This window comes from Kordia antarctica, from assembly GCF_009901525.1.
Taxonomy (GTDB): domain Bacteria; phylum Bacteroidota; class Bacteroidia; order Flavobacteriales; family Flavobacteriaceae; genus Kordia; species Kordia antarctica.
The window spans coordinates 1,865,909-1,879,368 of sequence record NZ_CP019288.1; the positions used below are offsets into that span (position 1 = coordinate 1,865,909).

The window sequence follows — 13,460 nt, forward strand, 5'->3', positions numbered from 1 at the left end:
TTTTTATGGTCACATGCTGTTCGCTATTAATCATTCCGTTGGGTAATAAAATTTTGAACAAGCTCGTTTCATAATTACTACCAGTTTATATAATTATATTGGCTTTTTAATAACCAGTGATTCGTTTGCATTTGTAATTTGGTATAGGAGTTTATTTTATAATTCTGAATGACATTGAGATAATCTACAATGGATATTTGACCTTGAACCAACTTTCCTTTATAGATTTCAAGTATATTTATCTGCTTTTCTAGTTGTTTGTCAAGTAGCAACATAGTATCATCTAAAGCCAGTATTTGCTTTTCAATAGTTTGAAGATTATTATCTAACTGAACTCTTGCATTGTCTTTATAGAATTCTAAACTTTCTTCCTTTAAAGCACTTTGTTGCGCATTGTACTTTCGTTGTTTTCCGTCATAAATTGGAATTGTTAAACGCAGTCCAGCACTTGCACCAAATCTCCGATAGATACTAGGAATTTCAACTGCATTTAAACCTGTGTTTGCATACGCAGTTATTTGTGGCTTGTATTGATTTTCAAAAACTCGTTGATTCGCAACAATTTGTAAGCTATCATTTTTTAACTTTTTTTGATAAAAGAATTGTGAAGGTTTAGATGCACTGCTAAAACTTGGTGCTTCTAGCTGTTCAACAGTACCAATAGCCATTCCGCTTAAACTATAAAGTTGACTAATTGCAATTTTAAGATTGTTTTGGATTTGTTGAAGCTCCAACTTCTTGCCTTCAATATCTAATTGTAATAGCAAATAATCGCTTTCCATTAAAATAGCTCTTTTCACTAACAACTCAACCACTTGCAATCGTTTTTCAAGGTCTTTCAAAATTTCTTTTGTAAATTCTTCTTGCAATTGCAATTGATAGGCAATTATGTAAACATCTGTTATATTCTTGATAATAGTATGAGTGATTTCTTCAGAAGAGAACTTAATAGTATTGTTTTGGATTTTATTCTGAAATAACAAATTATCTGTCGCTGCTTTATTGAATAAATTTTTAGTCACATTGACTTGTGCAGAGTACAAACCACCATTTGTAATTCCAACATCATAACCGTATGCATTGGCAGATGGTGTTGTTGTGATATCTATGATTTTTCCGTTGTTATTGAAATAAGGAGCGACTAACACTTCGGAAGTTGCGTTTATTTGAAATGCTTTATTTTGAGCAATAATGATACTGTTTTGAATTTCTCCAATCTTTAAAAGATTTTTATTTTCGTTTAAAGTAGGTGCATTTTCTTTTGCTCGTTCAACAAAAAAGTCAAGATTTGTCTGATGTTGAGCAAATGTAAAAAAGCTCACAAAACAAGTAATTAGTAAAAATAGTATAGTTTTCAATAACAATGAATTAGAATTAAAAAAATAAAGGTACTTATAAATTCTAAAGAATATCTAAAGGGGAAGATAAGATGATAAACATTAAAAAGTTGTTGCTTAGTCTCTACACATATCACATAACCTTAGTTTTTTGCATGTCAAAATAGTATTTGTATAAAATACTTATCAAATCATTTCTTCATATTTCTAATCAATACAAAACAGTAAACTTTAGATTCTCTTTAGATTCATGTGTCACTTTTACATAAATGCTAATAAAAGAAAAGCTTATAACTGACAGCTACTTAACTATTAAATTTTACAAAGTGATTATATTTTCTATTTTCAAAGAAAATCTCAAAGTATTCTCTATTTTGATTTTCTTCATTTTTTCTTTAAACACATATGCGCAAGACACATCAGAAACAAAACCAAAGGTTGGCACAACCCAAAAAATAGGCGATATTATTGTCTTTGCATTACCATTGGGAACACTAGCTACAAGTTTTATTATTGATGATAAAAAGGGCGCATGGCAATTTACCAAAGGTTTAGTAGTAACAGAAGCCGTAACTTTTGGATTGAAGTATAGTATAAATAAGCAACGTCCCGATATGAGTAATGACAACTCATTTCCTTCAGGACATACATCTACTACCTTTCATAGTGCAGGTTTTATTCATAGACGTTACGGTTTTAAATACAGCATCCCCGCTTATTTATTAGCAGGTTTTACTGCGGCAAGTAGAATTGATTCAAATAAGCATGACATTCTGGATGTACTAGCAGGAGCAGCCATAGGTTTAGGCAGCAATCTATTATTTACTACGGAGTACCAACAAGAACACATGTCATTGAATTTTAATAGTAATCAAGGAAATTACCTTCTTGGTTTTACATACAAATTTTAAGCTACTCAGGACATGTTTCCGAAAGATAACTCCAGAAATGTATTGCCTTTTTGGAATGTCTATTTAAAAATTGAAGTCCAAAAACAAGTGAGATTATATAAATCAAAAAAAATCTGATATTCAAATTTAGTTTTCAAAAAAAGCGAAGAATTATCAAATACCCTAAAAAGAACGATAGTGTTGTAATTTGGACAAACAATAATTATAAACTAAACACTAATAATTTTTAATTAATAGTTAATAACATTTGATGTAGGTTAAAAAATCAAATGTCTATATTGAAGTTAATAAGGTGATTTTATTTATATTTGATGAGTATTAATTTTTAATAAAGAATACACAAACGAATACGAATAGGTCATTTTCAAATTACAAAACAAAATTAAGAAAATGATTTTCAGCCACTTATGTTATTTCAATTTTTAGAGTCACTGACGAGAGCGTGACCGCTTTTTTGTGGGAACCCACACTCCGACGAGCTCAGTGACCCGGCTTTCGTACTATTGTTGAACCTTTGTAGGTCTTTGCCTCGCTAGCTCGGTTTTGTGGATGCGTTTGTTTGGCAGTTTGTGGATTTGGCTATCTGTGGATTTGTGGATTCGCGAAAAAGGGAAATGAAAGCTATGATTTTATTTTACTCGCAACTATTTCTTTTCCTGATCTTTAGATGACCATTTGTCCGTTAGTTCAAGGTACGAGAACGGTAATACAGATGGTTGCTTTTTTAGTTGATTATGGTAAAATGCGCGTTGAAGTATATCTTCTATTAGGTAGTCTTCGTGATTTGACTCTGGTTCAAACTCCCTTTTGAGAGAGATATCGAATAAGTTTGCAGTTGTATTGTACCAAAATGCTTTCCAACCACTTCGCAAACGCTTTATTAGATCGAATGCTGTATCACCGGTTTGCCTATGAATTAGCTTTATGAGTATTTGTCCTTCCGTTTTGGTTAGCTTTTTTAGTTTCGCAGATAGTTCTTCTTCAATGAATTTCTGAACTCTTTTTGTATATCTTCTGCGTTTTGATTTGGAATCTATTTTGTCAAGTCTTTCATTTAATTTTATTAAACGATCAGCCGCCATCATAGCGTACGGATATACTTTTAAGGTTTTTCTTCTTAGTATTAGGTATCGAATGCGCTCTTCTTTCGAAGAAAATTTTAATTTATTGAATAGGATTACTTCTTCAAGTTCGATGGAGGAACGCGGAATGGAATCACCTTCAATGAGAAACTGCTTCACTTTTATAGTGTCTTGCGTCATAATTTGCGCTTGACCTATATATGTTATCAGTATTAGTAGTATGAGACTTATTCTTTTCATGCTTGACTTGTAATTCTTTCAATTTTTATACCAAATGTAATAATTCATTCTATTATATCTATAATTTCTGTTTTAATATTATTATTTTCGTCTGAATTAAATTAAATTTTATGGCAAAGAAGAAAGTTATCAATAAAAAGTCAATGGCTTTTTTGGAAAAATATTTGAATAATGCTGCTCCAACTGGTTATGAATGGGATGGACAAAAGATTTGGATGGATTATTTGAAACCTTATGTTGACGAATTTTTCACAGATTCTTATGGAACCGCCGTTGGTGTAATTAATCCGAAAGCAAAGTTTAAAGTTGTTATTGAAGGACATGCCGATGAGATTTCATGGTACGTTAATTATATTACTGATGAAGGTTTGCTGTATGTGATTCGAAATGGCGGAAGCGATCATCAGATTGCACCTTCAAAATGGGTAAATATTCATACGAAGAAAGGTATTGTGAAAGGTATTTTTGGTTGGCCAGCAATTCATACTAGAAATAAAAGCAAGGAAGAACCGCCAAAATTAGATAATATTTTTATCGATGTCGGTTGTACTACGAAGAAAGAAGTTGAAGAACTTGGCGTACATGTTGGTTGCGTGATTACGTATCCAGACACGTTTCATGTGTTGAATAAAGATAAATTTGTTTGTAGAGCTATTGATAATAGAGCTGGTGGATTTATGATTGCAGAAGTTGCACGTTTGCTACACGAGAATAAAGTGAAACTTCCTTTTGGATTGTACATTACGAATTCTGTCCAAGAAGAAATTGGTTTACGCGGTGCACAAATGATTACGGAAACCATTAAACCTAATGTTGCCATTGTAACTGATGTTTGTCACGATACGACAACTCCTATGATAAATATGAAGACGCAAGGAGAAACTAAAATGGGTGCTGGACCTGTAATTTCATACGCGCCAGCTGTTCAGAATAAGTTACGCGAACGTATTATTGAAACCGCTGAAGCAAACAAAATTCCTTTTCAACGTATGGCTTCTAGCCGTTCTACGGGAACTGACACTGATGCTTTTGCCTATAGTAATGGCGGAGTTCCTTCTGCATTAATATCACTTCCATTGCGTTATATGCATACAACTGTAGAAACTGTACATAAAGATGATGTGGAGAATGTGATTCGTTTGATTTACGAAACATTGTTAACGATTAAAGACGGAGAAACGTTTAGTTATTTTGATTAAATAGATTCTTTTAGATATTGAAAAAGCGACACTATATATAATGGTGTCGCTTTTTTATTGTTTGAATTTTCTTTTATTGATTGCATCTCGACTGCGCTCGATGTGACATAGGAATATTTTTAAAATAGCTTACCCTTTTATCTTCTTAGGCGTTACAGTTCCATATTTATCAAATAAATATACTAAAGATGTCATAGTTGCCGCGCCAAGTTCTAATTCGCGTTTATTAACAGCATCAAAAGTATCGTTTGCAGCATGATGATGATCAAAATACCGTTGCGAATCTGGACGTAAACCAGCCAATACAATCTGATCGTCTTTTAAAGGTCCAATATCTGCGCCGCTTCCTCCTTTTTCAAAATAATGTATTAAATAAGGTTTAAATAATGCTTTCCAACTTTCCACTTGCGCAAAATTTTCATCCGAACAATCAAACGAGAAACCTCTTGGCGTGAATCCGCCTGCATCACTTTCTAACGCAAATACATGTTTTTCGCCTTTTTCTTTGGCGATTTCTGCATATTTTTTTCCGCCACGCAATCCGTTTTCTTCATTCATAAATAATACAACTCTAATCGTACGTTTTGGTTTATATCCAGTTTCTTTCATCAAACGTAATACTTCCATACTTTGTACAACTCCTGCTCCATCATCGTGAGAACCATCGCCTAAATCCCAAGAATCTAAATGTCCACCAACAATAATTATTTCATTTGGAAATTCGCTTCCCGTGATTTCCCCAATAACATTGTGTGATTTTACATCTTTAAACTGTTTGCAATACATGGTAAATCCAAATTTAGTCTTCGGATCTTTTTGCAATTGTTTGCTCAATAATTCTGCACCATTCGTACTAATTGCGGCCGCAGGAATGCGATCTTCCACAGCAACATCTTCATATCCCATACTTCCTGTGTGCGGATAATCGTCCATTCTCAAGTTCATTGAACGAACAACAACACCAACTGCTCCATATTTTAAAGCTTCTTTTGCGCCAGCATATCGCTGATCTACACAACCGCCGTACGCTTCAAACGTACTGATTAAGTCCGCTTGCATTGGACGATTGTAGAATACTATTTTTCCTTGAATTTTGTCTTTTCCTAATAATTTTAAGTCGTCTATTCCTTTAACTTCGATCACTTCTGCTTCAATTCCGCCATCTTTTGTAGCAACTGAACCGCCTAAAGCACAAATTTGCATGTCTATTTTCCCAGAATTTGTTTGCATATAAGCAACTTCTGCTCCGCCACGTTCCCACTTTGGCACTAGTACTTCTTGCAACCAAACGTTGTCTAAGCCTAATTTTTCAAGTTCGGCTTTCGTATACTGAACTGCTTTTGCGGCATTTGCCGATCCTGAAAGGCGTCCGCCAATTTCGTTGGACAAATGATCTAGCCAAGCATAACTTTGCCCGTTGATTAATGATGTTGAATAGACACTTTTTAGTTGTTTTTCGTCTGCGTTTTGCGCAAAACCGATGGCAACTGAAAGAAATAATAATATGCTAAGTTTTTTCATGTATTTACTTTTAGGTAATTATTCTGATGCTAATTGTTGTTTATATAATTCAATATTCGCTTTAATATCTTCGTCCAATTCAGGTTCTTCAATATCTGTATATTCTTTTAAAGTATCATACATTGTTTTTGCTACAATATATCGTGCGGTAGATTTGTCATCTGCAGGAATTGTAAACCAAGGCGCATGCGATTTACTTGTTCTGTTTAATGCATCTTGGTAACAATCTTGATAGTTGTCCCAAAGTTTACGTTCTTTTAAATCACCAGGTGAGAATTTCCAGTTTTTTTCTTTTAAATCTAATCGACGAAGCAATCTGTTTTTTTGTTCTTCTTTGGAAATATTCAGGAAAAACTTGAAGATTATCGTTCCGTTTTCAGAAATGTGCTTTTCAAAATTATTGATTTGCTCAAAACGTTTCGCCCAAAATTCATCATTAATATCATCAATACTATTCACTGAAGGAATATTTTCGCCCATAATATATTCTGGATGAACGCGTGTCACTAATACATTTTCGTAATGTGTTCTGTTGAAGATGGAAAACTTTCCTCGTGCTGGCAATGCAATATAATGTCTCCACAAATAATCGTGCTTCAATTCCAGTTCGGTTGGCACTTTAAAACTGTGTACTACGATTCCGCGTGTATTAAAATCTTTAAAAACTTCACGAATCAAGCTGTCTTTTCCTGCTGTATCCATTCCTTGCAAACAGACTAAAACACCATATTTTCCGTGCGCATACATCGTATCTTGAAGTTTTCCTAAATTTTCTCGGACTTCTTCTAGTTCTTTTTTGATGTCTTTTTTAGATGCACCAAGATCAAATTTGGTGCTTATTTCACTTAGTTTTATCGGTTTAGTTACTCTAAAAGTGTCTTTATCGAAATGATTCATGCGTGCCTATTTTTCTTTGAGTGCTAAATATACGGATTGTCCATCACTTTTTTTGTAGTTTAGTCGCTTCAAATTGAACTCGTTTAAACGAATTAATTATCTGTATTGCATTATGAAGTATCAAAAATTAGTTTTCATTTTATTTTTGTGTTTAAGCACGTTTACATTCGCGCAAAGCGATCAAGATTCTATTCCAACATTTACTAAAAACGGAATTTCTAAACCGAGTATTTTATCGACAAATCCGTTCGGAATTTTTATTTCACGCTTAAATCATAATTTTAAGCGGAAAGCTTCGCAACGAAAAGAATTGAATATTAGCTTAGAAAGCGGAAATGTTTGGGGACCAAATGTGAAAACGTATATTCCAAATGATCCAGAACTCCGACGCGAAATGAGTAATATTGCTTGGTTTAGTAGACAATATCTTGTGGAAGAAGAACAGATTGACGCTGAATATTTTGAGATTGAAACCGATGGAGTTATTAAAGGTTTGCGTGGCGATTTCACAATTCCGATTGCGAAAAATCAAGAATTAGTTGTTGGTTTTAGAGCTTTTATTTTAACGAATGGAAAGTTTCCGTTTTCAGCATTAACAACAGATAAGTTTATCGAGTTTTTTCATGATAATGTCGCTGGTGGCGATGATCCTTTTGATAGACGCGTTTTTGGATTGGATAAAGCAAAGTTTCTATATAAAGATAGAAATGGCAGAGAATTGAATCTTGGAAGTGGCGATTTTTTAACCGCAGGAATTGAAACACACTATTTCTATTACCCAACTTTTTTGAACGACAAGAAGATTTATTTCAATCTTGGCGCGCATGTAGGCACAAATCTTTCTGAATACAATATGTCTATGGATGTTGGAATTTCTGCCGCTGGAGTAAAACAGTTTGACCTCAACGATCGCCATTTTATATTATTTGGTTTGGGAACGAATATACTTCGAAAAAACGCCATCGATTTCCAAGACGATAATCTCGATTTTGGAACGAATGACTTTATCGGAAGCTTTGAAGCGAATGCTGAATATTCGTTTATTTCATCAGGAAAAACGTATCATTCTTTTGGTTTAAGCTATTACATGCAGACAAGTTTGCACAAAAAAGATGAGGATAATTACAATATTTATGTGCGCGATGATGATGCTTCTAAGTCTTGGGGACATGGAACGCGCCATTTGTATAAAAACACTAATTATTGGACGTTAGCATATACGTTTACACGAAAAATTTCAACTACGTTTTATATTCAACAAGATTTTACCGTGAATAATAATCCTGATTTACAGACTGGAGTTAGTGTGAAGTTTGGGTTGTAAATGAATTGAAAAATTAAAAGATTAAAGCATTAAAAAACTTCAACATTCAATATTCCTTGTTCGATATTTGATATTTTTTAATTTAACTTTCATAATTTCAAATTACTCCAAAACGTCAGTTCGAGTGATTTTTGATAGAAAATTGTATCGAGAACGGTTTGTAAATCAAAACACATCTCGATACAACAAATCATAGATTTGCCACTCGAAGTGACGTTTGAGAATTAAAATATTGAACAATTAAAAAACTTCAATATTCAATATTCCTTGTTCGATATTCGATATTCAATATTTTTTAATTTAAAATTTAAAACTACTCAAAACGTCAGATTAGAATTGAATGATTAAAATATTGAACAATTAAAAAACTTCAACATTCAATATTCCTTGTTCGATATTCGATATTCCAAATTACACAAAACATCAATTCGAGTGATTTTCGAAAGAAAATTGTATCGAGAACAAATCATTAAATCTTTCAATTTTTGAATCATTTAATTATTTCATCTTCCAATCAAAAAAAAAAATCAGCTCTAAAAGCTGATTTTTTTATCCTATTTCGAAGCAAATAATTTCACATCTTCTACGGTAACTTCTTGTCCGCCGAGAATGATGAGACGTTCAATGATATTTCTGAGTTCTCTAATATTTCCTGTCCAATCGTATTCTTGCAATAATTTGACAGCTTTGTCCGAGAATTTCTTTTCCGCAGTTCCTTGCGATTTAGAAATTTTCCCTGCAAAGTATTTTATTAATAAAGGAATGTCGTCTCTTCTATCGTTTAACGCAGGAACTTTGATTAAGATTACTGCCAATCGGTGGTATAAATCTTCTCTAAATCTTCCTTCTGCAATTTCTTTCTGCAAGTTTTTGTTTGTTGCTGCAACAACACGAACATTTACTTTTATATCTTTGTCACTTCCAACACGTTGCACTTTGCTTTCTTGCAACGCACGTAATACTTTAGCTTGCGCTGAAAGGCTCATGTCTCCAATTTCATCTAAGAAAATAGTTCCACCATTTGCTGCTTCAAATTTTCCGGCTCTGTCTTTGTTTGCACTTGTAAATGCACCTTTTACATGACCAAATAATTCGCTTTCAATCAATTCACTTGGAATCGCGGCACAATTTACTTCAATCATTGGACCTTTATGTCGATCACTTTTTTGGTGTAACCAATGCGAAACTAATTCTTTTCCTGTTCCGTTTGGTCCAGTAATTAAAACACGTGCATCTGTTGGCGCAACTTTTTCAATGATATCTTTAATTTGATGAATTGCATCAGAATCTCCAATCATTTCGTAATTCTTACTCACTTTCTTTTTGAGTCGCTTGTTTTCAACAACCAATTCTTTTTTGTCAAGTGCATTCCGAACCGTATTAAGCAATCTGTTTAAATCTGGTGGTTTTGAAATGTAATCAAACGCGCCTAAACGCATTGTATTTACGGCTGTATCTAAATCGCCGTGACCAGAAATCATGACAAAAGGAGTTTCAGGTTTTATCTTTTTAGAAGCTTCTAACACTTCAACGCCGTCCATTTTTGGCATTTTTATATCACATAATACCAAATCGTAATCTTCCTTCTTTACCATTTCCATTCCGACCAATCCATCTTCTGCTTCTGACACTTGATACGTGTCATTTTCTTCAGATAGAATTTTCACCAATACTCTACGGATGGCTGCTTCGTCTTCTATTACTAATATTTTAGGCATATCTATTTCTTGTTTTCTATAATATGAATATCTCTTTGTGGAAACGGAATAGTTACATTGTTTACCCTGAATAATCGGTCTATTTCAAAGCGCAAATCACTTTCCACTTGAAATGCTGTGAAACTATCACTTACCGTAAATACCAATTTAAAATCCAATGAACTATCTCCAAAGTTAGTAAAAAGCACATTAGGTGGCGGTTCGTTTATGATAGCTTTGTGATTTTTTGCAGCCTCGAGCAATACTTTTTTCACCAACGTTACATCACTTCCATACGCAACACCAACAGTAATTTTTTCGCGTGTGATGTTTCCATTTTGTGTCCAATTATACAAACTATTTGTCAAATATAAATGATTTGGAATGACCAATACCTTATTATCAATCGTTATAGCGCGCGTGGTTCGTAGTTTTATTTCTTCTACACGACCAACCTTTCCATCAATCTCTATAATATCTCCCGCATGTACGGATTGATCTATTAGAATAAAAATTCCAGAAATAATATCTTGAAATAAGGTTTGTAAAGCCAACCCAATTCCAATCAGTAATGCAGCAGAAGCGGCAAAAATTCCTGTAACATTTACACCAACAGCATTCAACGTTACCAATACTATAATTACGTATGAAAACCAAGTTGCATATGAAAATATAGATCGGAATTTTAGTTTTCCGTCATAAGGTAATTTTCGTGTAATTAAACGTCTGAATATTTTTAATATTACATTCGCCAATATTAGAATAGCAAACAGAATAAGTATATCATAAATACTTATTTCGATCCCTTTGGTGAGATGAAAAGATTCGTTGAGTATATTTTTTAATTCTTCCATTTAATACTTTAACCACTTAAAGATTTCCTTGTAGCTTGGTTTTTTTCCGTACATCAAAATACCAACTCGGTAAATTTTTGATGCAAACCAAACAGTTCCCGTGAATGAAATATACAAAATTACTAACGAAATGATTTGTTGCCATATTGGAACGCCAAAAGGAATTCGCATTAACATCACTACTGGCGATGTAAATGGAATGTATGAAAACACCGTTGCAACGGTTCCGTGCGGATCTTCTAAAACCGTAAATCCACCAACGTAAACCGCCAATATTAATGGCACCATAATTGGCATCATAAATTGTTGTGTGTCCGTTTCGTTGTCAACTGCTGCGCCAATTGCGGCGTATAATGAACTATATAATAAATATCCGCCAATAAAAAATACAAAAAATGCTACAATTAAGTTTGTTAACGGTAAGCTATTCAACACTTCCGAAATCATCATTTGCGCATCCATATCTCCGCCTTGCGCCAAAAATTCTTGTTGTTGCTCCGCTTGCATTCCAGCGAAATCGACACCAAATACGAGTGAGAAAACAATCATCATAATTCCGCCAAGTAGCAACCACATTACAAATTGTGTAATTCCTGCCAAAGAAGTTCCAATTATTTTCCCCATTAAGAGTTGAATCGGCTTGACCGAAGATATGATAACTTCAATAATTCTGTTTGTTTTTTCTTCAATCACGCTCCGCATAATCATATTTCCGTAGATAATGATAAACATGAAGAGTAAATATCCTGCCGCCAATCCGAAACCTAGTTTGGAATAGTTGACAAATTTTGAGGTACGTTCGCCTGTAAAACTTTCTTGCACAACACTTATGTTCATTTTAGAATTTTTTACCAATTCTATATCTACATCCGCTTCTATAAGTTGAACATCTGTGAATTTTTTACTGAGTTGTCGTTCCAATCCTGAGATAAATTTTTGAGAAGGCGAATCTTCTGAATAGAATTTTATATGTGTAGAAACTTCGTCAACAGACGCTAGTTTTTCAATATATAACAAACCGTATTCTTCAGTTTCTTGGATTTTCTTTTTTGCTTCTTCTAAAGAAATTTTGGGAAGAATTATATATTTTGTATTTGAATCTTCGTCTACGTCTTCTGTAAATATTCCAGATACATACCCAGTTTCATCTAAAATAGAAACCGTGCGTTCTTTGTTGTTGTTTATTTGTGTCAGATAAAAAATCAACATGAACAAGCCAATCATTATTAATGGACTTAAAAATGTCATGAGGATAAATGACTTGTTTCTAACTTTCGTTAGATATTCTCTTTTGATAATTAGTGGTAAGTGATTCATAGCCTAATTATTTTTTTCTACGGTTTGAATAAATATGTCGTTGACGCTCGGAATGACTTCTACAAAATGATTCACTTGCCCTTTTGATGTTAAATACGAAAGCAAATCGTTGGAAGTATCGCCGCTTTTTAGTTGAATGTTTACTTTTAAATCATCATCAATAGATTTAAAATTTGCGTCTGTCAATTCAAACTTCTCATTAAGCATGGTTCGCAATTGCGGATTGTTCGCGCCAGCAATTCCAACTTGATACGTATTGCTTTTGTATTGACGTTTTACATCGGTTAATTTTCCGTCTAATACTTTATTTGATTTGTGAATCAGCGCAATATGATCGCACATTTCTTCTACAGATTCCATTCGGTGTGTCGAAAAGATTACCGTTGCGCCTTCATCACGCAATTGTAAAATTTCGTCTTTAATTATATTTGCATTAATTGGATCGAATCCACTAAATGGTTCGTCAAAAATTAAGAGTTTCGGTTGATGCAATACCGTAACAACGAATTGTATTTTTTGCGCCATTCCTTTAGATAACTCTTGAATTTTCTTATTCCACCAATCCATGATTTCAAATTTCTCAAACCAATATTGCAAACGCTTTTTTGCTTCTGCTTTGCTCAATCCTTTCAATTGCGCCAAATACAATACTTGTTCGCCAACTTTCATCGATTTATACAAACCACGTTCTTCTGGCATATAGCCAATATCTTTTACGTGAAATTGTTGCAATGCCTGACCATCTAGCAAAACTTCGCCTGAATCTGGTGCTGTAATTTGGTTTATAATTCGGATTAATGATGTTTTTCCTGCTCCGTTTGGCCCTAGAAGTCCGAAGATACTTCCTTTAGGTACGTCAATGGAAACTTTATTTAATGCGGTATACTCACCATATTTTTTTACGACGTCTTTCGCCTGAAGAATTGAACTCATGAAAAGTTTTTTATATATGTAACCATATTAGATGGTTTGTTACAGTATGTATTTTACTATAAAACAAAACCCACCCTTAATATAATCAAGGATGGGAAAAAATTGCTATGAAAAAGAAAATTACCGATCTGTTACGATCAGTAACTTC

General features: G+C 33.5%; 11 protein-coding genes. 3 read left to right on the forward strand and 8 right to left on the reverse strand.

The window, feature by feature from the left end; translation table 11 throughout:
* Window positions 1-77: 77 nt before the first annotated feature.
* Entirely contained in the window at window positions 78-1,322 is a 1,245-nt protein-coding gene (locus IMCC3317_RS07440) for a TolC family protein (protein ID WP_160128899.1), read from the reverse strand.
* A gap of 341 nt (window positions 1,323-1,663) precedes the next feature.
* Here IMCC3317_RS07440 and IMCC3317_RS07445 point away from each other — a divergent pair, with 341 nt between their 5' ends.
* Window positions 1,664-2,248 (forward strand): phosphatase PAP2 family protein, encoded by a 585-nt coding sequence (locus IMCC3317_RS07445; protein ID WP_228054984.1) that lies wholly within the window; start codon window positions 1,664-1,666, stop codon window positions 2,246-2,248.
* A gap of 644 nt (window positions 2,249-2,892) precedes the next feature.
* Here the strand turns inward: IMCC3317_RS07445 and IMCC3317_RS07450 are convergent.
* Window positions 2,893-3,570: a DUF4294 domain-containing protein gene (locus IMCC3317_RS07450; RefSeq protein WP_160128901.1), complete on the reverse strand. Its 678-nt coding sequence runs from the start codon at window positions 3,568-3,570 to the stop codon at window positions 2,893-2,895.
* A gap of 110 nt (window positions 3,571-3,680) precedes the next feature.
* Here IMCC3317_RS07450 and IMCC3317_RS07455 point away from each other — a divergent pair, with 110 nt between their 5' ends.
* Complete coding sequence (locus IMCC3317_RS07455) at window positions 3,681-4,769, forward strand: M42 family metallopeptidase (protein ID WP_160128902.1); 1,089 nt, start codon at window positions 3,681-3,683, stop codon at window positions 4,767-4,769.
* A 129-nt stretch (window positions 4,770-4,898) separates the two neighbouring features.
* Here IMCC3317_RS07455 and IMCC3317_RS07460 read toward each other — a convergent pair whose 3' ends face one another.
* Both IMCC3317_RS07460 and IMCC3317_RS07465 read right to left on the reverse strand, forming a co-directional pair.
* A complete protein-coding gene (locus IMCC3317_RS07460; RefSeq protein WP_160128903.1) occupies window positions 4,899-6,290 on the reverse strand; it encodes a M20/M25/M40 family metallo-hydrolase in 1,392 nt (463 codons plus the stop codon).
* A gap of 18 nt (window positions 6,291-6,308) precedes the next feature.
* The gene (locus IMCC3317_RS07465) at window positions 6,309-7,187 is read right to left on the reverse strand and encodes a PPK2 family polyphosphate kinase (RefSeq protein ID WP_160128904.1); all 879 of its coding nucleotides are present in this window, start codon (window positions 7,185-7,187) and stop codon (window positions 6,309-6,311) included.
* A gap of 112 nt (window positions 7,188-7,299) precedes the next feature.
* Here IMCC3317_RS07465 and IMCC3317_RS07470 point away from each other — a divergent pair, with 112 nt between their 5' ends.
* Window positions 7,300-8,511: a hypothetical protein gene (locus IMCC3317_RS07470; protein ID WP_160128905.1), complete on the forward strand. Its 1,212-nt coding sequence runs from the start codon at window positions 7,300-7,302 to the stop codon at window positions 8,509-8,511.
* Between the two features lie 554 nt (window positions 8,512-9,065).
* Here IMCC3317_RS07470 and IMCC3317_RS07475 read toward each other — a convergent pair.
* The 4 genes from IMCC3317_RS07475 to IMCC3317_RS07490 are packed head-to-tail and all read right to left on the reverse strand — an operon-like array spanning window position 9,066 to window position 13,312.
* A complete protein-coding gene (locus tag IMCC3317_RS07475) occupies window positions 9,066-10,229 on the reverse strand; it encodes a sigma-54-dependent transcriptional regulator (protein WP_160128906.1) in 1,164 nt (387 codons plus the stop codon).
* Window positions 10,230-10,231: 2 nt separating this feature from the next.
* On the reverse strand, window positions 10,232-11,062 hold the full coding sequence (locus IMCC3317_RS07480; protein ID WP_160128907.1) for a mechanosensitive ion channel family protein: 831 nt from the start codon (window positions 11,060-11,062) through the stop codon (window positions 10,232-10,234).
* Window positions 11,063-12,379 carry an ABC transporter permease gene (locus tag IMCC3317_RS07485; RefSeq protein WP_160128908.1) on the reverse strand — a complete coding sequence of 439 codons (1,317 nt, stop codon included), beginning with the start codon at window positions 12,377-12,379 and terminating at the stop codon, window positions 11,063-11,065.
* 3 nt (window positions 12,380-12,382) lie between these two features.
* Window positions 12,383-13,312 (reverse strand): ABC transporter ATP-binding protein, encoded by a 930-nt coding sequence (locus IMCC3317_RS07490; protein ID WP_160128909.1) that lies wholly within the window; start codon window positions 13,310-13,312, stop codon window positions 12,383-12,385.
* Window positions 13,313-13,460 lie beyond the last annotated feature (148 nt).